The organism is Cellulomonas sp. McL0606 (assembly GCF_058248365.1).
This window is the reverse complement of record NZ_CM177779.1, coordinates 2,412,576-2,433,803: the sequence shown is the minus strand read 5'-3', so window position 1 is coordinate 2,433,803 and position 21,228 is coordinate 2,412,576. Positions and strand designations below refer to the sequence as shown.

Genomic DNA, 21,228 nt, shown 5'->3' with positions numbered 1-21,228 from the left:
TGAGACGTGACCGATCACCAGACAGCACCCGACGACCGCACCGAGGCCCTGCGTCTGCGGACGGCCGACCTCTTCACCGCACTGCGTGCGGACCTCGAGACGCTGGTGCGGATTCCCAGCGTCTCCAACGCCGAGTTCGACCAGGCGCACGTCGCCGCGAGCGCGCAGGCCGTCGTGGGTCTGCTGCACGGCGTGGGTTTCGACGACGTGCAGGTGCTGCACGTCGTCGGTGGGGCCCCGGCCGTCGTGGGTCGTCGGCCCGCGCGCGCCGGTGCTCCGACGGTCCTGCTCTACGCCCACCACGACGTCCAGCCGCCGGGCGACGACGCGGACTGGCAGTCGCCGCCGTTCGAGCCGACCGAGCGCGACGGCCGCCTCTACGGACGCGGTGCCGCCGACGACAAGGCGGGGATCATCGCGCACGTCGGAGCCCTGCGGGTGCTCGGCGACGATCTCGGCGTGGGCGTGACGGTGTTCGTCGAGGGCGAGGAGGAGATCGGCTCGCCCACGTTCCTGCCGTTCCTGGAGGCGCACCGCGACCTGCTCGCGGCGGACGTGATCGTGGTCGCGGACTCCACCAACTGGGCGGTGGGCGTGCCGGGCCTGACCACGTCGTTGCGCGGCCTGGTCGACTGCGTCGTCGAGGTCGCCGTGCTCGACCACGCCGTGCACTCGGGGATGTTCGGCGGGGCGGTGCTCGACGCACCCACCCTGCTGGCTCGCCTGATCACGACGCTGCACGACGACGCCGGCGACGTCGCCGTCGCCGGGCTGGTGCAAGCGGCCGACCCGTCGGTCGACTACGACGAGGCGGCGTTCCGCGCGGACGCGGGCGTCCTCGACGGCGTGCGTCTGGCCGGGACCGGCCCGATCACCGCCCGCCTGTGGACCCGTCCTGCGATCGGCGTCATCGGTCTGGACGCGCCCCGCGTCGCGAGCGCGTCGAACACCATCACGCCTCGGGCGTCGGCCAAGCTGTCGGTGCGGCTGGCCCCGGGCCAGGACCCCGCCGCCGCGATGGTCGCGCTGCGCAGCCACCTGCTGGAGCACGCACCGTTCGGCGCCCGGGTCACGGTCACCGACGGCGAGACGGGCAAGCCGTTCCAGGCGCCGGCCGACTCCCCGGCGATGCAGGCGGCGCGCTGGGCGTTCGCTCAGTCGTGGGGCACGGAGCCGGTCGACATCGGTGTGGGCGGCTCGATCCCGTTCATCGCCGACCTGCTGGACGTGTTCCCGGACGCGTCCATCCTGGTCACCGGCGTCGAGGACCCGGACAGCCGCGCGCACGGCGCGAACGAGTCGGTGCACCTGGGCGAGCTGCAGCACGTCGTGCTGGCCGAGGCGCTGCTGCTGGAGAAGCTCGCGCGGGGCTGATCAGACGACCGTGACGTAGTGCTCCACCACGGGGAACGGGTCGTAGAAGTGGTGGAGCAGCTCGCGCCACGCGACGTACTGCTCGGACTCGCGGAAGCCGACCGTGTGCGCCTCGACCGAGTCCCAGCCGATGAGCGCAGGTAGGTGCCCGGGCGCTCGAGGTTCCGGGAGACGCGCACCCCGCGGCACCCGGGCATCGCCTGGACCAGCGGGAGGGCCTGCTCCAGCGCGCGCTCGAACGCCTCGCGCTCCCCGGCGCGGACGGGCAGCAGGGCGTGCTCGAGCACGGGTGCGGCGAGCAGGTCGCTCATACCGGTGGCTGGGGGTCGTACTGGATGCCGCGGCGCACGGTGCGGGCGACCTCGACCGACTCGAGGCGGGCGACGAGGTGCAGCGCCATGTCGATCCCGGCCGAGACCCCGGCGGAGGTGACGAGGTCGCCGTCGTCGACGAACCGCGACTCGGTGTCGGCCAGCACGTCCGGCTCCAGCTTCGAGCAGCTCGTCGAACGCCGCCCAGTGCGTGGTCGCGGGCCGCCCGCTGAGCAGCCCCGCCGCGGCGTAGACGAGGGCGCCGGTGCACACGCTGGCGAGCAGGGGAGTCGTCGCGCGCATCTCGTGCACCCAGGCCAGGTGCTCCGGCCGCCGCAGCAGGAGGCGCGTGCCGTGCCCGCCCGGGTAGACGAGCACGTGCACCGGCCCGAGGTCCGCGACGCTCGTGTCCGGCACGAGCCGGAGCCCTTTCGCGCATTGGACGCCGCCCCCGTCGAGCGAGAACGTCAGCACCTCGGGATGCAGGTCGGAGCTGTCGGCCCAGTACTTCAGCACCTCGTACGGGCCGACGACGTCCAGCTCCTCGGCGCCGTCGAACACGAAGATCCCGACGCGCAAGCCGTTCCCGGTGGACACCTCAGTACCCGGGCAGGGCGAGCATCTGGTCCAGCGCGACCCGGGCCCAGTGGGCGACGTCCGCGTCCACGACGACCTGGTTCACGGTCCGGCCCGCGAGCAGCGACTCCATGGCCCACACGAGGTGCGGCAGGTCGATCCGGTTCATGGTGGAGCAGAAGCAGACGGTCGAGTCGAGGTAGTGGATGTTCTTGTCCGGGTGGGCCGCGGCGACCCGGCGGACGAGGTTGAGCTCGGTGCCGATCGCCCACGACGTGCCGGGCTCGGCCGCGTCCAGGGCCTTGATGATGTACTCCGTCGAGCCCACCATGTCGGCCGCCGTGACGACCTCGTGCTTGCACTCGGGGTGCACCAGCACGGTCACGCCGGGCACGGCCGCGCGGATGTCGGTGACGTTGCGCTCGGAGAACCTGCCGTGCACCGAGCAGTGCCCCCGCCACAGGATCATGCGCGCGTTCTTCAGCTGCTCCGTGGTCAGGCCGCCGCCGGGCTTGCGCGGGTCGAACACGACGCAGTCGTCGAGCGACAGACCGAGCTGGAGCACCGCGGTGTTCCGGCCGAGGTGCTGGTCGGGCATGAAGAGGACCTTGCCCGAGCCCTCGAGGCCGCCCACCTGGTCGAAGGCCCACCGCAGCGCGACGTGTGCGTTGGACGACGTGCAGATCGTGCCGCCGTGCCGCCCGGTGAACGCCTTGATGGCGGCCGTCGAGTTCATGTACGTCACGGGGACGGTGTCGTCGGCGATCCCGGCGTCCGCCAGCACGTCCCAGGCGTCCTCGACCTGGTCGATCGCCGCCATGTCGGCCATGGAGCAGCCGGCCGCGAGGTCGGGCAGGATCACGCGCTGGTGGTCGGAGGTGAGGATGTCCGCCGACTCGGCCATGAAGTGCACGCCGCAGAACAGGATGAACTCGGCCTCCGGCCTCGCCGCAGCCTCGCGCGCGAGCTTGAACGAGTCGCCGGTGACGTCCGCGAACTCGATCACCTCGTCGCGCTGATAGTGGTGGCCGAGCACGAAGGCGCGGGTGCCCAGTGCTTCGCGGGCGACGCGGGCCCGCTCGACGAGGTCCGGGTCGCTGGCTGCAGGGAGGTCGCCGACGCACTCGACACCACGCTCGGAGGCGAGGTCGATGCCGCGTCCCAGCAGCAGAAGCGCCGACGGAGCCGGCTCGGAGAAGGTGCTGCGATCCGTGGTCACGCTCACGCGCCGATCCTCGCACACGGTTCGGTGCGCCGGTCCGGCGTGCCACGATGCACCGCGTGCGCGTCCTCATCGCCCCCGACAGCTTCGGCTCGAGCCTCACGGCCGACGAGGCCGCCGACGTCATCGCCGATGCCTGGCGGGCGGTCGCACCGGACGACGACGTGCTCGTGTGCCCGCTGTCCGACGGCGGGCCGGGTTTCGTCGCGACTCTCCACCGCGCTCTCGGCGGATCGTTGGTGCCGGTCACCGTCTCCTCGCCCGTCGGTGCGCCCGTCCCCGTCGTGTTCCTGCGCGTCGGCACCATGGCCTACGTGGAGTCCGCGCAGGCGGTGGGTCTGCCGCTCGTCCCCGCCGCCCTCCGGGACCCGGGCCGGACGACCACCCGGGGCCTGGGCGAGCTGCTCGCTGCGGCGCTCGCCGGTGGAGCGACCCGGCTGGTGGTCGGGCTCGGAGGCTCCGCGACGAACGATGCCGGCGCCGGGGCGCTCGTCGGGCTCGCGGACGGTCTCGGCGTCGGAGGCCTCTCGCCGCAGCTCGCCCGGGGCGGGGCCGTGCTGGCCGACGTGACCACCGACGACCTCGCCGGACTGCGGAGCCTGCGGGACAGGCTCCGTGGGATCGACGTCGTCGTCGCGACCGACGTGGACGTCCCACTGCTGGGTCTGCAAGGCGCGAGCGCGGGCTTCGCGCCGCAGAAGGGGGCCACACCCGAGCAGGCGCAGGCCCTCGAACGCTCGCTCGCCGACTTCGCGCACGTGGCGACCGCGGCCCTCGGCGACGCCGTCCGTCCCGACCTCATGGCCGGGGCCCGGGCCGCGTCCGCGACGACCCGCCTGACCACGGCGCCGGGTGCGGGCGCCGCGGGTGGCCTCGGCTTCGGGCTGGCCCTGGTCGGGGGACGGCTGGTCCCGGGCTCGGCCTTCGTCGCGGACGCCGTCGGGCTCGATGCCCGGATCGCCGACGTGGACGTCGTCGTGACGGGCGAGGGCCGGTTCGACTGGCAGTCGCTGCACGGGAAGGCGACGTCGGAGGTCGCCGCTCGGGCGCTCGCGCACGGGGTGCCGACGATCGTGCTGGCGGGTGAGGTGCTGGTGGGTCGTCGCGCTCTCCGCCGCCGGTGTCACGGCCGCCTACGCGGTCGCGGAGACCCCGGAGGGCGTCCGCGCGGCCCTCGAGGCGCCGGCCTCGACGCTCGCGGCCCGTGCCACCCGGATCGCCCGCACCTGGTCGCGCTGACCGACGCGTACGCCGACCCGTGCGCCGACGCGTGCGCCGACACGACCCGTGCGACGCACGGCACACCGACGAACCTGCGGGGGAGACGTACCCTGGAGGGGAACAACCCGGCGTCCGGTGCTGTTGCGGACAGTCAGCAGACGCGAGCACCACCCCGTGAGCCCACTGGAGAAACTATGAGCGAGACCACGCAGGAGACCACGACGCACGGCGTCCTCCTCACCGACATCGCCGCCGGCAAGGTGCGCAGCCTCCTCGAGCAGGAAGGCCGCGACGACCTGCGTCTGCGCGTCGCCGTCCAGCCCGGTGGCTGCTCCGGCCTGATCTACCAGCTGTACTTCGACGAGCGCGTGCTCGACGGCGACGCCCTGAAGGACTACGACGGCGTCGAGGTCGTCGTGGACCGCATGAGCGTCCCGTACCTCGAGGGCGCGACGATCGACTTCGCCGACACCATCGAGAAGCAGGGCTTCACGATCGACAACCCCAACGCGGGCAGCGCCTGCGCGTGCGGCGGCTCGTTCAGCTGATCTCCTGACCGAGGGCCCCGGTGGACGCCGGGGCCCTTCGTCATGCCTGGGTGCGGACGGTCAGCGCATGGACGCCGTCCTGCTCGGTCGCCTCGACCATGACGTGACCGCGCATGCGGGCCCACGCCGGCACGTCGTGCACGGCCGCCGGGTCCGTGGCGAGCACGGTCAGGGTGCTGCCGACGGGGGCCTCCTTGGCTGCCCGGGCGAGGCGGATCACCGGCGCCGGGCACCGCAGCCCGCGGGCGTCGACGACGATCACAGCGCGCCGACCCCCCACGCCTCGCGGACGCCGGCGACGATCCCCGGCAGCTCGTCCAGGAACCGGTCCACGTCGGCCGACCGGGTGCCGCGCGGGAGCGCGAGCCGGATGTTCCCGTGGGTGAGAGCCCCCATCGCGGCCAGCACGTGGCTCGGCTCGAGCGCGCTGGACGTGCAGGCCGACCCCGAGCCGACGGCGAAGCCGCGGGCGTCCAGCGCGCCGAGGAGCGCCTCGCCCTCGACGTACAGGCAGGAGAACGTCAGGACGTGGGGGAGGCGGTCCTCCGGGTCGCCGACCACGTCGACGTCGGGGACCTCGGCCGCGACGCGGATCCTGATCCGGTCGACGAGCGGGCGTCGGTCGTCCGGTGCCGCGGTGGCCGCCTGCAGAGCGACCGCAGCGGCCAGGGCGGCAGGGACGCTGACGCCGCCGGGGAACCACCGGTCCTCGTCCTCGGGCCAGTCGGGGGAGCGCCGCACACCGGCGCGCGTGACGAGCACGCCGATCCCGCCGGGCCCGCCCCAGTCACCGGCGTCGCCGGCGAGCACGTCCCAGCTGTCACCGACGCGCAGGTGGCCGAGGCTCGCGCCGGCGTCCACGACGAGCGGGACGCCCGCGGCGTGCGCAGCCGCGTGCACGGCGTCGACGGGCTGCAACGTGCCGACCTCGCCGTTCGCGTGCTGCAGGGCCGCCACGGCGACGCCGGGCCGACGCACCGCCTCGACGAACGCAGCGACGTCGACGCGGCCGGTCGCGTCGACCGGCACGGTGACGCGGTTGCCGGCGAAGTCGGCCGCGTTGAGCACGGCGGCCCGTTCGACCGCGCCGACGACGATCTCGCTGCCCGTCCGTCGGCGCCCGCGCGCGACGGACCGGACCGCTCCGTGCAGCGCCGCGACGTGGGACGGGGCGAGGTCGACGTCCTGCGTCCGGGCACCGACGACGGCCGCGATCGCCTCCCGTGCACCGTCCAGGAGCATGCGGGCCCGCCGTCCCTCGGCGTGCAACCGACGCGGGTCCGCCCAGCCCTGGTCGAGGGCCTCCACGAACGCTGAACGCGCCTCCGGCAGCAGAGGGGCGCGCCCGCCGGCGTCGAGCACGACGCGCCCGGCAGTGGCGTCGGTCACAGCGGGCGTCTCACGGTGCCCTGCGGTCCGGGGCTCGCCATCAGCGCTCACGCACGCACCGTAACCCCGCCAGGCCGGTGAGCAGGCGGGAGACGACGCGGTCGGACACGTGTGCGCGCACCGCCCAGGGGGGCCCGACGTGACGAGCGTCGTGCTGACACGGCGTCGTCAACGGCCGTCGTCAGCACGAAACGAGCGGCCCGGGGCGCTAGGCTGCACGAGTCGAGGACGAAGGTCCCGGACGGCGCCGCGCAGCAGTGCGGGAGCGTCGTCGGGACGCGAGTGAGAGGTCCCCCCGTTGCACCCGGACACCCCCCGTCGCAAGCGGCGGCCAGCGTTGGTCTTCGCTGGTCTGCTTGCCGTCGTCGTCGTCGCACTCAGCGGTTGTTCCGCACAGGTGCAGCGCGGCTGGCTCCCTGGCTCGTCTGAGCACGAGATCACCAACCAGACAGGTCGGATCACCAACCTGTGGGTCGGCTCGTGGATCGCCGCGCTCGTCGTCGGCGTCATCACCTGGGGCCTGATCCTGTGGTGCGTCACCGTCTACCGGAAGCGCAAGGCGGACGACACCCTGCCCGTGCAGCTCCGCTATCACGTGCCGCTCGAGATCATGTACGTGATCCTGCCGATCATCATGGTCGGGGTGCTCTTCTACTACACGAACCGCGACACCACGGCGATCGTCGACACCTCAGCCGAGACCCAGAACCACGTCCAGGTCATCGGCAAGCAGTGGAGCTGGGACTTCAACTACCTCGACGACGACGCGTACGAGACCGGCCAGCACGCGCAGAACGTCGGCAGCGCCGGCACCGGTGTGCTCCGGTCCCAGGTCACCCTCTGGCTCCCGGTCGACGAGTCCGTCGACTTCACGCTCAACTCGCGGGACGTCAACCACTCGTTCTGGGTGCCCGCGTTCCTGATGAAGATGGACCTGATCCCGGGCAAGACCAACTCGTTCCAGATCACGCCCAAGGTCATCGGGCTGTACGAGGGCAAGTGCGCCGAGCTCTGCGGTGAGTACCACTCGTCGATGCTGTTCAACGTGAACGTCGTCTCGCGTGCCGCCTACGACGCGCACATCGAGGAGCTCAAGGCGAAGGGCCAGGAAGGCTCGCTCGGCCTCGAGTACAGCCGTAGCCAGGACACAGCGCCGGACCCGGCGAAGGAAGGCGAGAACTGATGGCCGCCGTCGCGGAGCACATCCCCGGTCTGGCGCCACAGCGTCAGACCCTCGGCCGCACGGTGATCAAGTGGGTCACCTCCACGGACCACAAGACCATCGGGTACCTGTACCTGATCACGTCGTTCGTCTGGTTCGCGATCGGTGGCACGCTCGCGCTGCTCATCCGCGCCGAGCTTCTTCGACCCGGGCATGCAGGTGTTCCAGTCGAAGGAGCAGTACAACCAGGCGTTCACCATGCACGGCACGATCATGCTGCTGCTGTTCGCCACGCCCCTGTTCGCCGGGTTCGCCAACGTCATCATGCCGCTGCAGATCGGTGCGCCTGACGTCGCGTTCCCGCGCCTGAACATGCTGGCGTACTGGTTCTTCTTCTTCGGCGGCTCGATCGCCGGCGCCGGGTTCTTCACACCGCAGGGCGCCGCCTCGTTCGGCTGGTTCGCCTACGCCCCGTTGTCCGACACGGTGTACTCACCGGGCCTCGGGGGAGACCTCTGGGTGTTCGGTCTGGCGCTCGCCGGGTTCGGCACGATCCTCGGTGCCGTCAACTTCATCACCACCATCGTCACCATGCGCGCCCCGGGCATGACGATGTTCCGGATGCCGATCTTCACCTGGAACACCCTGGTGACGTCACTTCTCGTGCTCATGGCGTTCCCGCCGCTGGCCGCCGCGCTGTTCGCGCTCGGCGCCGACCGACGGTTCGGCGCGCAGGTGTTCAACCCCGAGAACGGCGGCGCCATCCTCTGGCAGCACCTGTTCTGGTTCTTCGGGCACCCCGAGGTCTACATCATCGCCCTGCCGTTCTTCGGCATCATCACCGAGATCCTGCCGGTGTTCAGCCGCAAGCCGATCTTCGGCTACCGCGGACTGGTGTACGCCACGATCGCGATCGCCGCCCTGTCCGTCACCGTGTGGGCGCACCACATGTACGTCACGGGCTCGGTCCTGCTCCCGTTCTTCTCGTTCATGACCATGCTCATCGCGGTGCCCACCGGTGTGAAGTTCTTCAACTGGATAGGCACGATGTGGCGGGGCAGCTCACGTTCGAGACGCCCATGCTCTGGACCATCGGCTTCCTGATCACGTTCCTGTTCGGCGGCCTGACGGGCATCATCCTGTCCAGCCCGGCGCTCGACTTCTCGCTGTCCGACTCCTACTTCGTCGTGGCGCACTTCCACTACGTGGTGTTCGGGACCGTCGTGTTCGCCATGTTCGCGGGCTTCTACTTCTGGTGGCCCAAGATGACCGGCCGGATGCTCGACGAGCGGCTGGGCAAGATCCACTTCTGGATGCTCTTCGTCGGCTTCCACACCACGTTCCTGATCCAGCACTGGCTGGGCGTCAAGGGCATGCCGCGCCGCTACGCGGACTACTCGCCGGCCGACGGCTTCACGACGATGAACCAGGTGTCCACGATCGGCGCCGTCCTCCTCGCCGCGTCGACGTTGCCGTTCCTCTGGAACGTCTACATCACGTGGCGCAACGCGCCGCTGGTGACCGTCGACGACCCGTGGGGATATGGCGCGTCGCTCGAGTGGGCCACCAGCTGCCCGCCGCCGCGCCACAACTTCACGTCGCTGCCGCGCATCCGCTCCGAGCGCCCCGCGTTCGACCTGCACCACCCGGAGGTCGCCGCGATGGACTTCGTCGAGCCTGACCCCGGCCCGTTCGACTGGGAGGCCGACCGACGCGGTGAGACGGCGCTCGGCGTCGAGCGCACGGTGAACGGCACGGGCGCAGCCGAGCAGTCGACCGCGACGATCGTCGAGGAACGGCCCGCGGCAGCGGACGGAGAGGACGAGAAGTGAAGCTCGAGACCAAGCTCTTCCTCTACGGCGTCCTGTTCTTCGTCCCGATCGGGCTGATCTACGCCTGGTGGAGCGGTGGCGAGGCCGTCGGTACGATCGGGATCCCGCTCGTCGGCGGCCTGGTCGGCATGATCGGCGCCTATTTCGCCCTGCTCGGGCGGCGCATCGACGAGCGTCCCGAGGACGACCCGAACGGCGAGATCGAGCAGGGTGCCGGCGACCAGGGCGTCTACAGCCCGTGGAGCTGGTGGCCGTTGGTGCTCGGTTCGGCCGCCGCGATCGTCTTCGCGGGCTTCGCGGTCGGGTTCTGGCTCTCCGGTATCGGCCTCGTGCTCGCCATCATCGGCCTCGTCGGCTGGGTGTTCGAGTACTCCCGCGGCCAGCACGCCCACTGAGGTCCTGACTTCGGGTTCTGCACCCCGTCGGTGCGTCCTGCTAGCGTCCAAGCCATGAGGCATCCCCACGCCGTCGTGGCACGCTCCCTGCTGGTCGTCACGCTGGTCGGTGCGGCTCTGAGTGCCTGTGCCGGCAGCAGCGGCTCCTCCGGCTCGGCGCTCACGTCCAGCGACGTCACGGGAACGTGGTCGGAGCCGAGCTCCAAGCCGGTGGTCGAGCTGAGCTCCTCGCGGACGGTTCCGTCAGTGGGTCCGACGGCTGCAACAAGATGAACGGCACGTGGAAGATCGACGGCTCCGAGATTCAGTTCGGGCCCTTCGCGGCGACCATGATGGCGTGCGAGAACGTGGACACGTGGCTGTCCGGAGCGTCCAAGGCGACGGTCGACGGAAGCACGATGACGATCCTCGACGACGGCAGCAAGAAGATCGGGACGCTCGAGAAGCAGTCCTGACCGCCGAACCACCCAGGGCCCGCACTCGGCGACGAGTACGGGCCCTGAGGCGTTCTGCGGGGCGTGCAGCGGGTCAGACGGCCACGATCAGGCCGGCGGTCTGCGTGCGCGCACGGTCGAACCGAGCGGCCGCGTCGGCCCAGCTGACGATGTTCCACCAGGCCTTGACGTAGTCCGCCTTGACGTTGACGTAGTCGAGGTAGAACGCGTGCTCCCACATGTCGAGCACGACCACCGGCACGAGGCCGAGGGCGATGTTGCTCTGCTGGTCGTAGAGCTGGACGATGACGAGCTTCTGCCCGATCGAGTCCCAGGCGAGGATCGACCAGCCGGAACCCTGGATGCCCAGGGCGTTGGCGGCGAAGTGCTTCTGGAACGCCTCGAAAGAGCCGAAGAACTCGTCAACCGCGGCACCCAGCTCGCCGGTCGGCTTGTCGCCGCCCTCGGGGGAGAGGTTCTGCCAGAAGACCGAGTGGTTGACGTGTCCGCCGAGGTTGAACGCGAGGTTCTTCTCGTGGAGGTTCACCGCGGCGAAGTCGTCGGCGGCCCGGGCCGCCGCGAGCTTCTCGAGGGCCGTGTTCGCGCCGAGGACGTAGGCCGCGTGGTGCTTGTCATGGTGCAGCTCCATGATGCGCCCGGAGATGTGCGGCTCGAGCGCCGCGTAGTCGTAGGGCAGATCCGGAAGCGAGTAGTCAGCCATGCGTGAGTACCTCTCCTGCGTCGGTATGGGGCTGTCCGCCCCTGAGAAACGAAGAAGCGGGCGGCTCGCCGTGACGGCGAGCCGCCCGACTCCTCGGACAACTCTTGCTCAGGATCAGTGATTCCGCCCGTCAGGGGCCGTCTCATCCTGCGGATCCACCAGGTGCTGACCGCCCCCGACGGCTCCGGCCGAGGTGCAGCTCGGCGGGCCCGCGGTCGCCGCTCTCGAGCGCGTCGTGCGCGCCGTGCGAGTGCGCCGCGACCAGCTCGGTCGGTGTGACCGGCTCGATGCGGTCCTCGTAGAACGTCTGCGAGAGCCGCTGCCGCATGCGGTCCAGCCGGTAGCCCTTGCGACGCACGCCGCGCGAGTCCTCGGCCGGCTCGATCTCCAGCGGGCGGGTGTTGTCCTGCTGCACCCGCAGCCAGCGCTCGTGCTCGTTGAGCGGCTTGTGCACCTCGATGTACTCGCCGTTGGCGAACCGCACGATGCGGCCTGTCTCGTGGCCGTGCAGGACCAGCTCGCGGTCCCGGCGCTGGAGGCCGAGGCAGATGCGCTTGGTGATCCAGAACGCGAACCACGGGCCGAGGAAGATCAGCGCGCGGAACGTCCAGGTGATGTCGTTGATCGACAGGTGGAAGTGCGTCGCGATCAGGTCGTTCGACCCGGCGAGCACGAGAATGAAGAACGCCGTCAGGAGCGAGACGCCGAACGCCGTGCGGAACGGCCGGTTGCGCGGCCGGTCGAGCACGTGGTGCTCCCGGTTGTCGCCGGTCGCGAACGCCTCGATGAAGGGATAGAGCGCGAGCCCCGTGAACAGGATCCCCGGCACGACCATGGCCGGGATGATCACGTTCAACGAGAGCGTGTACTGGCCTATGACCACCTCGGCGAAGCCGGGCATCAGACGCAGCGATCCCTCGAGGAAGAGCATGTACCAGTCCGGTTGTGCGCCGGCCGAGACGGGTGAGGGGTCGAACGGCCCGTAGTTCCAGACGGGGTTGATCGTCATCGTCGCCGCCATCAGTGCGATGACGCCGAACACCAGGAAGAAGTAGCCGCCGGCCTTCGCCACGTAGATGGGGAACAGCGGGTAGCCGACGACGTTCTTGTTGGAACGTCCCGAGCCGGGGTACTGCGTGTGCTTGTGCAGCACGACGAAGAACAGGTGCAGGCCGATGAGCGCCAGGATGATTCCCGGGATCAGCAGGATGTGCACCGTGAACAGGCGCGGGATCAGGACCTCGCCCGGGAACTGGCCACCGAAGATGAAGTACGACGTGTAGCTGCCGATGATCGGGATGGCCCGCACGACGCCGTCGGTGATCCGCAGGCCGTTGCCCGACAGCACGTCGTCGGGGAGCGAGTAGCCCGAGAAGCCGGCCAGCAGGCCCAGGATCATGAGCGTGAAGCCGACCAGCCAGTTGACCTCGCGGGGCTTGCGGAACGCGCCCGTGAAGAACACGCGCATCATGTGCGTGACGATCGAGGCCATGAAGATCAAGGCGGCCCAGTGGTGGATCTGCCGCATGAGCAGACCGCCGCGCACCTCGAACGAGAGCTTCAGCGTCGAGGCGAACGCTTCCGACATGTGCTGACCCTGCAGCGCCGTCCACGGGCCGTTGTACACGACCTCGTTCATGCTCGGCACGAAGAAGAGCGTGAGGAAGACGCCCGAGATCAAGATGGTGATGAAGCTGTAGAGCGCGATCTCACCGAGCAGGAAGGACCAGTGGTCCGGGAAGATCTTGCGCGCGAAGACCTTGACCGCGGTGCCGATGCCGGTCCGCTGGTCGAGGTAGTCCGCGGTGCCCGCCGCGATCTTCTCGACCGGGGACGGGGTGGAGGTGGTCGTCACGTCAGACGCTCCCAGAAGCGGGCCGACGGGCTCGTGGAAGTCGCTCTGAGCGACCAGGTAGCCCTCGTCATCAACGGTGATCGGCAGCTGCGGCAGTGGCCGCTTCGCCGGTCCGAACACGACCCGCGCGCCGTCCGCGACGTCGAACGTCGACTGGTGGCACGGGCACAGGAGGTGGTGAGTCTGCTGCTCGTACAGCGCGACCGGACAACCCACGTGGGTACAGATCTTCGAGTATGCGACGATCCCGTTGTAGGACCAACTCTTCTTGTCCGGAGCCTCCTTCAGTTCCGAAGGATCGAGCCGGACCATCAGGACGATCGACTTGGCCTTCTCGTCCAGCGGGTGCGCCTGCAGGTCGAGCTTGTCCGGGATGACGTGGAAGACGGAGCCGATGGTGACGTCGGAGGCCTTGATGGGCCGGCCGCTCGGGTCCGTCGTGAGGCGGGTGCCCTTCTTCCACATCGTGTGCTTGAACTGCCCGACGTTCCAGTCGCCACCGACGTTGCCGATGATCGGGACGAGGATCGCGAGCGGGAACAGCGCCAGCGCGCCGAGCATCGTGCCCTGCAGCAGGGTCCGGCGGCCGATCGCGGAGTCGGCTGCGCCGTCCTTGAGCACCTCGACCGCGGCCTCGCGGGTCTCGTCGGGAGCTGCGCTGCTCGTGCCGCTCCTCGGACTTCTCGTGGTCGTTCATCAGGGCCTTGCCCCAGTGCACGGCAGCGATTCCGATGCCGAGCAGCGAGATCGCCAGGCCGATGCCCAGGACGAAGTTCGAGGTGCGCATCGACTCGGGGGTCTTGCCAGGCGGGACCGCGAAGTACGCGATCAGGAAGCCGATCGTCGCCAGGATCGAGATGACGAAGAAGAAGACGACCTGACGTTCGGCCTTCTTGTTCGCCTTCGGGTCGCTGTCGCCCATCCGGTCGTGGTGCTCCGGGTGGCCCGGGTTCTCGAACCGCTCGGGGTAGGTGCCGTCCTCGCGCAGCACCAGCGAGTTGTCGATCGTGACGTCGTCTTCCGGGTCGTGGATGCTCACGAGGACTTCGCTCCGATCCAGACCGCTGCGCCGATGAGCAGGCCGAGCCCGACCACCCACGCCCAGAGGCCTTCGCTGACGGGGCCGAGGGCGCCGAGGGTCAGACCGCCCGGCGACGCGCCACCCTGCTCGTTGATGAACGCGATGATGTCGCGCTTCTCCTCGGGCGTGATGTTCGCGTCGTTGAACACGGGCATCGACTGGGGCCCGGTGAGCATCGCCTCGTAGATGTGCGTCGGGGTCGTGTTCCACAGCTTCGGTGCGAACTTGCCCTGCGACAGGGCACCGCCGGCACCGACCGCGTTGTGGCACATCGCGCAGTTGGTGCGGAAGATCGCCATGCCGTTGGACGCGTTGCCGAGCGCCGGGTCGACCATGTCGGCCGTCGGGATCTCGGGTCCCTCACCGAGCGAGGCGACATAGGCCGCCAGCTGGTTGATCTGGTCCTGGGAGAACTGGACCGGCTTGGCCTCGACCTGCGGGCCGTTCATCTGCGCCGGCATGCGACCGGTGCCCACCTGGAAGTCCACCGCTGCAGCGCCGACGCCGATGAGCGACGGAGCACTCGCGGTGCCCGCCGCCGACGGGCCGTGGCAGGTGGAGCAGTTGGCCTGGAACAGCTTCTCGCCGGTAGCGATGTCCGTCGCGCTGTCCGCCTTCACGGTCGCTGCGCCGGCCGACGTCGGCGCCAGCACCGCGTACAGCCCACCGGTGAGCAGCAGCGCCAGCAGGAGCAGCACGATCGGCGCGCGCCGATCCTGCCTGCGGGCTGCGAGTGCCTTCACGGATCGATCCTCGTCTCGCACGTTGGGGAAAGGGGTCCAGCTGAGGCGGGCGACGACGCCCGCCGACTGCTACTTGAGCAGGTAGATCATGGCGAACAGCGCGATCCAGACCACATCGACGAAGTGCCAGTAGTACGAGACCACGATGCCAGTCGTCGCCTCGTGGTGCCCGAACCGCTTGGCGCTGAACGAGCGGCCGAGCAGGAAGATGAAGGCGATGAGGCCGCCGAGCACGTGCAGACCGTGGAACCCGGTGGTCAGGTAGAAGACCGAGCCGTACGGGCTGGACGAGATGGTCAGGCCCTCGCGCACGAGGCTGGCGTACTCGTAGATCTGCCCGGCGACGAAGATCGCGCCCATGACGTAGGTCATGGTCATCCACTCGTTCATGCCCCAGCGGCGCATGTTGAACAACGAGCCGCTGCGGATCGGCTGGAACCGCTCGGCGGCGAACACGCCCGCCTGGCAGGTCACCGACGACAGCACCAGGACGGTGGTGTTGCACGCGGCGAACGTGACGTTGAGGTGGGAGGTCCAGTACGCCCACTCGTCGGGAGCCGCGGACCGCAACGTGAAGTACATCGCGAAGAGGCCGGCGAAGAACATGAGCTCGCTGGCCAGCCACACGATCGTTCCGACCGACACGGGGTTCGGGCGGTTCACGCTCACGTGGGGGCTGGTGCGGGGGGCAGCCGTTGCGGTCGACACGTTGGCCATTATGGCGGAACCCGCCCCTTCGTGGGTCATTGGAACGGCGGGGCGTCGACGGGTAAATGTCACACCGTCAGGATCCGCGCACGTCGGGGGCCGGATCGGCGCCGGACGGCCGCACGATCATGCGGCAGCCGCGTGTCGTCGCGACGCTCGAACCGGCGGGCGAGGCGCGTCGGGGCCGTCGCGCGGAACGGCGCGTCGCGACGCTCGTGCTACGCGTCCGTGCGGCGACATCGTGTTGCTCCTCACCGACCTGCCGCGACCCGTGCCAAGATTCCCCCCGACGCACGTCGACGATGAGTGAGGACCTCCATGAGCACGGGCCAGCCCGAGAACGCCGCCGCCCTGTCGGCACCACGGATCCTGCTGTACAGCGACGACGTGGACGCGCGCGAGCAGGTACGGCTGGCCGTCGGCCGGCGTCTGCGCCGGGGTGCACCGGACATCGAGTGGGTCGAGGTCGCCACCGCTGCCGCCGTGATCACCCGCGTCGAGGCGGGTGGGCTGGACCTGCTCGTCCTCGACGGCGAGGCCGACAAGGTCGGTGGCCTGGGCCTGGCACGCCAGCTCAAGGACGAGATCTACCTCTGCCCGCCCGTGCTCGTGCTCACCGGCCGGCCGCAGGACGCGTGGCTCGCGTCCTGGTCGAACGCCGAGGCCGTGGTCAGCCGGCCGCTCGACCCGATCGAGCTGCACGCCGCCGTGGCCGCTCTCATCGAGGCCCGGGCCGTCGCCCGATGACCGTCGCGCCGACCTGGTCGGACCTGTTCGCCACGCTCGTCAGTCGGCAGGACCTCTCCGCCGAGCAGACCGCCTGGGCGATGGGCGAGATCATGAGCGGCGAGGCGTCGACCCCGAAGGTCGCGGCGTTCCTCATCGCGCTGAAGACCAAGGGTGAGACGGTCACCGAGCTCACCGGGCTCGCCGACACGATGCTCGAGCACGCCGTACGGATCACCGTCCCGGGTCGCACCATCGACATCGTCGGGACCGGCGGCGACCGCTCCCACACCGTCAACATCTCCACGATGTCCGCCCTCGTCGTGGCCGGTGCCGGACTGACCGTGGTCAAGCACGGCAACCGCGCCGCCTCGTCCTCCTCCGGGTCGGCCGACGTGCTCGAGGAGCTCGGCATCCGCCTCGACCACGCGCCCGCCCGCGTCGCCGAGCTGGCGACCGAGGTCGGCATCACCTTCTGCTTCGCGCAGGTGTTCCACCCCTCGTTCCGTCACACGGCTCCGGCTCGCAGCGAGCTGGGCATCGGCACCGCGTTCAACTTCCTCGGCCCGCTGACCAACCCGGCTCAGCCGCGCTCCGGCGCGATCGGCGTGGCCGACGCCCGCATGGCGCCGCTCATGGCCGGTGTGCTCGCCGGCCGCGGAGCGAGCGCGCTGGTCTTCCGGGGCGAGGACGGTCTCGACGAGATCGCGCCGACCGGGCCCACGCGCATCTGGGAGGTCCGGGACGGCGACGTCCAGGAGTCCCTCGTCGACTGGGCCGACCTGGATGTCGCCCGGATCCAGCTCGAGTCGTTGCGCGGCGCCAAGGCCGACTACAACGCCGACGTGGCGCGGCGGCTGCTCGCCGGTGAGCCTGGGCCCGTGCGCGAGACCGTCGTGCTCAACACCGCCGCGGCGCTGGTCGCGGACGGGACGCTGCCGGGGGTCTCGTCCGGGTCGTTGCTCGAGCGGCTGGCCGCCGGTGCCGGGCACGCGCGCGAGGCGCTGGACAGCGGACGGGCGGCCGACGTGCTGGCGCGCTGGCGGGCGGCCAGCGCGCGCTGATCAGTCCGCATGCTTGTTGGTCGGCCTGCGCGTGCGCTCCGGCCGGGTGCGCGAGCGCGCCCCACCCTGCGTTGCGCTCCGGCTCAGTCCTCATGCTTGTTGGTCGGCCTGCGCCTGCGCCTGCGCTCCGCTCCGGCCGGGTGCGCGAGCGCGCCCCCACCCTGCGCTGCGCTCCGGCCGGGTGCGCGAGCGCGCCCCCACCCTGCGCTGCGCTCCGGCCGGGTGCGCGAGCGCGCCCCCACCTGCGCTGCGCTCCGGCTCAGTCCTCCAGCCCTAGGGCGAACGCCTGTTCCAGGTCGTGCTGGCTGTACGTCCGGAACGCGATGTAGGTCTGCGTGCGCAGGACGCCGTCGACCTTGCTGATCTTGTCGGCGATGACGTCGGCGAGGTCGTCGTGCTCGCGGACGCGGACCATGGCGATGAGGTCGACCTCGCCGGTGACGGAGTAGACCTCGCTGACGCCCGTGCAGCTCGGCGATCGCGGCGGCGACCTCCGGGATCCGTGCGGCGTCCGAGTCGATGAGCACGATGGCGGTGAGCATGCTCGACATCATGCCGTGCGCGGGCGTCGGACGCCGGTGGGCAGGACCTGCGCGTCGGCGTCGTCCAGCTCGCCGGTCAGCACCCTCGGCGGGCGGTAGCCGAGCGCCTCGGCCGGGTGCACCACGAGGGCGTCGACCGGGCGTGGTCGCAGGACGGTGGCGACGGCCGCGGCGGGGTCGCGCAGGCGCTGCGCCGAGCGCACCGGGTGGGCCCACGTGCCGGCGATGGCGACGAGCCGGACACCGGGCTGGTCCAGCCACGTGAGCACCAGGTCGGTCTCCTCGGGGTGCGCAGCGGGCGCGGGCGCCACGGGTGCCTCGACGTGCTCGCCCGACGACTGGAGGGTCGCGATCACGGGCCGCGGGTCCGTGCTGCGGTCGACGCGTGCGGTTCCGGCGAGCCGGCCGTACCGCACGAGGACGAGCTCCAGCCGCCGTCGTCCGTCCGGCGCGCCGCCACGGAGCTGGAGCACGCCGACAGGGGCGCGAACCGCTGGGCCCGGGTGGCGCCCCGGATGAACGCGCCCAGGCGGTCCCGCACCGTGGCCGCCTCCTCGAAGCGCTCCTGCTCGACCAGCGCGTCGATGCGGTCCGCGTGCGCACCCACCACCGGGTCGGCGTCGGCGAGCATCGCCTGCCGGACGGCGCCGACGACGGCCGGGTAGTCGGACGCCTCCCGGACGCACGGCGCGCTGCACCGCCCCATCTCCGCCAGGACGCACGCCGACGCGCCCGCGGGGGCGACCAGCGGCAGGCGCCGGGTGCACTGCCGGATCGGGAACGACTCGTGCAGCGCCTCGAGGGCGAGCTGCGCGGTCGCGCCCGACGAGAACGGGCCGATGTAGGCGGCGCCGTCCTCGGCCTTGACCTCGCGCACGACGGACAGCCGCGGATGGGGCTCGGACGTCAGCCGTACCCACGGCATGCGCTCGGGGAAGCGGGACCGCCGGTTGTAGCGCGGGGAGTGCGCAGCGATGAGGCGCAGCTCGCGCACCCGGGCCTCCAGCGCGGTGGCGCACGGGATCGGGTCCACGCGGTGGGCCACCCGGACCATCTCGATCATCCGGCCGCGCTTCTCCGCCGAGGTGAAGTCCTACGCACACGTTGCCGCAGGGACGTGGTGGACGTGCCGACGTAGAGCACCTCCTCGCCCGGTCCACGGAACAGGTAGACGCCGGGGGAGTCCGGCAGGCCGTCGGCCAGCGTGCGCTTGCGGCGGACGTCCTGCGGGACCGGGTCGGTCGCCGTGGCGAGGTCCTCGAGGTGGGTGATGCCGAGCGGGGCCAGCCGGCCGAGCAGCGCGTGCAGCACGTCGACCGTGGCCTGGGCGTCGGACAGAGCCCGGTGGTTGGGTGTCACGGTCGCGTGGAACAGGGCGGCCAGCGACGACAGCTTGTGGTTCGGCGCCTCGTCGCGGGTGACCACCCGGCGCGCGAGCCGCACCGTGTCCAGCACCTTGTTGCCCGGCCAGGCGTGCCCGGTGCGCGCGGCGGCCGCCTTGAGGAAGCCGATGTCGAACGGCGCGTTGTGGGCCACCAGGACGGCGCCGCGGGAGAACTCAAGGAAGCTCGGCAGCACCTCCTCGATCGGTGGTGCGCCGATCAGCATCGTGGTGGTGATGCCGGTGAGCACCTGGATGAACGCCGGCACGGGGCCGCCGGGGTCGACCAGGGTCTGGAACTCACCGAGCACCTCGCCTCCCCGCACCTTGACCGCACCGATCTCCGTGATCGCGCAGTCCGCAGGGGTCCCGCCCGTGGTCTCGAGGTCCACGACGACGAACGTGACGTCCGACAGCGGAGTGCCGAGGTCCTCCAGGGTGGGCTGGTGAGGCGTCGCGCCGGGAGCCGGGGTCGCGTCGGCCCACACGGGGCGCAGACGGCGGACGGACGACATGGGGCGGACGCTACCCACCGTCACCGACACGGACCCCGCGCCGCACCGGCGCACGGGCCGACGCCTAGGGTGCTGGGATGGCGGGCACCGATCTTGAGGACGCGTCGAGCGCGCCCGACGACCGGTCCGACGTCCCGTCGTCGGTGCGGGCGGTGCTCGTCCAGGTGGCCTCGGAGGCGCTCGGCGGGTTCGAGGCCGTCGAGGTCCCGTCGTCGTTGCGCGCCGTGAGCCGCTTCGCGCCGCGGCGTCGGGCGTCGGCGGGCGCGGGCCCGTTCTGGACGGCGTTGCAGCAGGACGACGGCTTCCGCAGCGGCGTCGCCCGCGTGTGGGCGCAGACGAACCCCGAGCTGGCCGCGCTCGTCGTCGACGGGGACCCGACCCCGTCGGCGCAGGCCGCGGCCGGCGCCTGGCTGCTGGGTCGAGCTGGCGGCGACTGGTGCCGTCGGAGGCCGTCGTGCGCGACGACGACGCCGCTCAGCTGCGAGCGAGCCTCGCGCGAGCCCAGGCTGACGCCGAGCGTCTGCGGGCCGACCTCGCGACGGCGACGGAGGACGCCCGCGGCGCACGAGAGGAAGCCGGGGGTCTGCAGCGCGAGCTGCGTCGGCTCCGGTCGGACGCCGACCGAGCGCGCAGCGAGGGCCGCCGGGCGACCGACGCGGCCAGGGCCGAGCTGGAGGCCGCCGCGCTGGCGCGGTCTGCTGCTGCCGACGACCTGCGTTCGGCGCTCGACGAACGACGCGCGTCCGCGGCGGACCGCACCGCCGCGCGCGCCGAGCTGCACGCCGCCCGCAAGCTCGCTGACGCGCGCGTCCGGTTGCTGCTGGACACGATCGTGGACGCCGCGAGCGGCCTGCGCACCGAGCTGGCACTGCCGCCGGCGGCGGCGATGCCGGCCGACCTCGTGGGACAGGGGCCCGTCGGGGCGGACCGGTCGGCGCCGCGTCCCGGGTCGCGGGGGCGGTCCGTCGACGACCCGGCCCTCCTCGACGAGCTGCTCCGTCAGCCGTGGGCCCATCTGCTCGTCGACGGCTACAACGTGTCGAAGACCGGCTTCGGCGACCTGACGCTCGCCGAGCAGCGGCGCCGCCTCGTCGACGGGCTCACGGGAGTTGCCGCGCGCACCGGCGCCGAGGTCACCGTCTGCTTCGACGGGCAGGAGGGTCAGGGCGCGACGGGCGGCAAGGCGCGCGGCGTCCGGGTGCTCTTCGCGGTCGGGGAGATCGCCGACGACCTGATCCGCCGGCTCGTGCACGCCGAACCGCCCGGGCGTGTCCTGGTCGTGGTGACCAGCGACCAGGAGATCGTCCGGGACGTCGAGGCGGCCGGCGCCTGGGTGGTGCCGTCCAGCACGCTCGTCGCGCGGATCCAACGCCTCTGAGACCGGCTGTCGGTGGTCGTCGCTAGCGTCCGCCGCATGATCATCGACTG

At 71.2% G+C, this 21,228-nt stretch carries 17 protein-coding genes and 8 pseudogenes; 10 read left to right on the top strand and 15 right to left on the bottom strand.

Translation table 11 applies throughout. From position 1 onward, the window contains the following. Window positions 1-6: 6 nt before the first annotated feature. Window positions 7-1,374 (top strand): dipeptidase, encoded by a 1,368-nt coding sequence (locus AC38ZX_RS12405; protein ID WP_491294524.1) that lies wholly within the window; start codon window positions 7-9, stop codon window positions 1,372-1,374. Here AC38ZX_RS12405 and AC38ZX_RS12400 read toward each other — a convergent pair whose 3' ends face one another. The 5 genes and pseudogenes from AC38ZX_RS12400 to nadA all read right to left on the bottom strand — a co-directional run bounded on the left by AC38ZX_RS12400 (window position 1,375) and on the right by nadA (window position 3,480). After that, on the bottom strand, window positions 1,375-1,563 hold the full coding sequence (locus tag AC38ZX_RS12400; protein WP_491297538.1) for a hypothetical protein: 189 nt from the start codon (window positions 1,561-1,563) through the stop codon (window positions 1,375-1,377). Window positions 1,564-1,571: 8 nt separating this feature from the next. Next, window positions 1,572-1,685: pseudogene (locus tag AC38ZX_RS12395) on the bottom strand (hypothetical protein); the annotation flags it as partial. Further along, complete coding sequence (locus tag AC38ZX_RS12390) at window positions 1,682-1,852, bottom strand: hypothetical protein (protein ID WP_491297537.1); 171 nt, start codon at window positions 1,850-1,852, stop codon at window positions 1,682-1,684. The gene AC38ZX_RS12390 and the pseudogene AC38ZX_RS12395, both read right to left, overlap by 4 nt. Window positions 1,853-1,913: 61 nt before the next feature. Continuing rightward, window positions 1,914-2,201 (bottom strand): annotated as a pseudogene (locus AC38ZX_RS12385) (DJ-1/PfpI family protein); the annotation flags it as partial. 82 nt (window positions 2,202-2,283) lie between these two features. Further along, the gene (nadA, locus tag AC38ZX_RS12380) at window positions 2,284-3,480 is read right to left on the bottom strand and encodes a quinolinate synthase NadA (protein ID WP_491297397.1); all 1,197 of its coding nucleotides are present in this window, start codon (window positions 3,478-3,480) and stop codon (window positions 2,284-2,286) included. Window positions 3,481-3,533: 53 nt separating this feature from the next. Between nadA and AC38ZX_RS12375 the strand changes: the two are divergent. Together AC38ZX_RS12375 and erpA are read left to right on the top strand one after the other, a co-directional pair. After that, window positions 3,534-4,538: pseudogene (locus tag AC38ZX_RS12375) on the top strand (glycerate kinase family protein); the annotation flags it as partial. A 360-nt stretch (window positions 4,539-4,898) separates the two neighbouring features. Next, window positions 4,899-5,252 (top strand): iron-sulfur cluster insertion protein ErpA, encoded by a 354-nt coding sequence (erpA, locus tag AC38ZX_RS12370; RefSeq protein ID WP_426592256.1) that lies wholly within the window; start codon window positions 4,899-4,901, stop codon window positions 5,250-5,252. 40 nt (window positions 5,253-5,292) lie between these two features. On the opposite strand, the gene AC38ZX_RS12365 is transcribed toward erpA, so the two are convergent. Next, a complete protein-coding gene (locus AC38ZX_RS12365; RefSeq protein ID WP_491297396.1) occupies window positions 5,293-5,511 on the bottom strand; it encodes a sulfurtransferase TusA family protein in 219 nt (72 codons plus the stop codon). Continuing rightward, complete coding sequence (locus AC38ZX_RS12360) at window positions 5,511-6,641, bottom strand: cysteine desulfurase family protein (RefSeq protein WP_491294522.1); 1,131 nt, start codon at window positions 6,639-6,641, stop codon at window positions 5,511-5,513. Before AC38ZX_RS12360 ends, AC38ZX_RS12365 begins: the two co-directional genes overlap by 1 nt. 298 nt (window positions 6,642-6,939) lie before the next feature. On the opposite strand from AC38ZX_RS12360, the gene ctaC reads away from it, so the two are divergent. The 4 genes and pseudogenes from ctaC to AC38ZX_RS12340 all read left to right on the top strand — a co-directional run bounded on the left by ctaC (window position 6,940) and on the right by AC38ZX_RS12340 (window position 10,485). Further along, a complete protein-coding gene (gene ctaC / locus AC38ZX_RS12355) occupies window positions 6,940-7,824 on the top strand; it encodes an aa3-type cytochrome oxidase subunit II (protein WP_426592254.1) in 885 nt (294 codons plus the stop codon). After that, window positions 7,824-9,635: pseudogene (gene ctaD, locus AC38ZX_RS12350) on the top strand (aa3-type cytochrome oxidase subunit I). The gene ctaC and the pseudogene ctaD overlap by 1 nt, the downstream one beginning before the upstream one ends. Then, complete coding sequence (locus AC38ZX_RS12345; protein ID WP_426592252.1) at window positions 9,632-10,030, top strand: cytochrome c oxidase subunit 4; 399 nt, start codon at window positions 9,632-9,634, stop codon at window positions 10,028-10,030. The pseudogene ctaD and the gene AC38ZX_RS12345 overlap by 4 nt, the downstream one beginning before the upstream one ends. Before the next feature lie 269 nt (window positions 10,031-10,299). After that, entirely contained in the window at window positions 10,300-10,485 is a 186-nt protein-coding gene (locus AC38ZX_RS12340; RefSeq protein WP_491294519.1) for an META domain-containing protein, read from the top strand. Between the two features lie 73 nt (window positions 10,486-10,558). Here AC38ZX_RS12340 and AC38ZX_RS12335 read toward each other — a convergent pair whose 3' ends face one another. From AC38ZX_RS12335 to ctaE, 6 genes and pseudogenes are all read right to left on the bottom strand, one after another. Further along, a complete protein-coding gene (locus tag AC38ZX_RS12335) occupies window positions 10,559-11,185 on the bottom strand; it encodes a superoxide dismutase (RefSeq protein ID WP_426592250.1) in 627 nt (208 codons plus the stop codon). 142 nt (window positions 11,186-11,327) lie between these two features. Beyond that, window positions 11,328-13,040, bottom strand: coding sequence for a cytochrome bc1 complex cytochrome b subunit (qcrB, locus tag AC38ZX_RS12330; protein ID WP_491297395.1), 1,713 nt, complete (start codon window positions 13,038-13,040; stop codon window positions 11,328-11,330). A gap of 78 nt (window positions 13,041-13,118) precedes the next feature. Next, a pseudogene (locus tag AC38ZX_RS12325) lies at window positions 13,119-13,661 on the bottom strand (Rieske (2Fe-2S) protein); the annotation flags it as partial. Between the two features lie 79 nt (window positions 13,662-13,740). Further along, window positions 13,741-13,962, bottom strand: a pseudogene (locus AC38ZX_RS12320) (cytochrome bc1 complex Rieske iron-sulfur subunit); the annotation flags it as partial. A 113-nt stretch (window positions 13,963-14,075) separates the two neighbouring features. Next, the gene (gene qcrC, locus AC38ZX_RS12315; RefSeq protein WP_426592247.1) at window positions 14,076-14,864 is read right to left on the bottom strand and encodes a cytochrome bc1 complex diheme cytochrome c subunit; all 789 of its coding nucleotides are present in this window, start codon (window positions 14,862-14,864) and stop codon (window positions 14,076-14,078) included. Between the two features lie 69 nt (window positions 14,865-14,933). Then, complete coding sequence (ctaE, locus tag AC38ZX_RS12310) at window positions 14,934-15,581, bottom strand: aa3-type cytochrome oxidase subunit III (protein ID WP_426592246.1); 648 nt, start codon at window positions 15,579-15,581, stop codon at window positions 14,934-14,936. A 309-nt stretch (window positions 15,582-15,890) separates the two neighbouring features. On the opposite strand from ctaE, the gene AC38ZX_RS12305 reads away from it, so the two are divergent. Both AC38ZX_RS12305 and trpD read left to right on the top strand, forming a co-directional pair. Further along, window positions 15,891-16,319, top strand: coding sequence for a DNA-binding transcriptional response regulator (locus AC38ZX_RS12305; protein WP_426592245.1), 429 nt, complete (start codon window positions 15,891-15,893; stop codon window positions 16,317-16,319). Continuing rightward, complete coding sequence (gene trpD, locus AC38ZX_RS12300; RefSeq protein WP_491294512.1) at window positions 16,316-17,362, top strand: anthranilate phosphoribosyltransferase; 1,047 nt, start codon at window positions 16,316-16,318, stop codon at window positions 17,360-17,362. The genes AC38ZX_RS12305 and trpD overlap by 4 nt, the downstream gene beginning before the upstream one ends. Before the next feature lie 259 nt (window positions 17,363-17,621). Here trpD and AC38ZX_RS12295 read toward each other — a convergent pair. Both AC38ZX_RS12295 and AC38ZX_RS12290 read right to left on the bottom strand, forming a co-directional pair. Further along, window positions 17,622-17,904, bottom strand: a pseudogene (locus AC38ZX_RS12295) (Lrp/AsnC family transcriptional regulator). A gap of 8 nt (window positions 17,905-17,912) precedes the next feature. Then, window positions 17,913-19,800 (bottom strand): annotated as a pseudogene (locus AC38ZX_RS12290) (DEDD exonuclease domain-containing protein). Window positions 19,801-20,686: 886 nt separating this feature from the next. Here AC38ZX_RS12290 and AC38ZX_RS12285 point away from each other — a divergent pair. Beyond that, window positions 20,687-21,178, top strand: coding sequence for an NYN domain-containing protein (locus tag AC38ZX_RS12285; protein WP_491297394.1), 492 nt, complete (start codon window positions 20,687-20,689; stop codon window positions 21,176-21,178). Window positions 21,179-21,228: the final 50 nt, after the last annotated feature.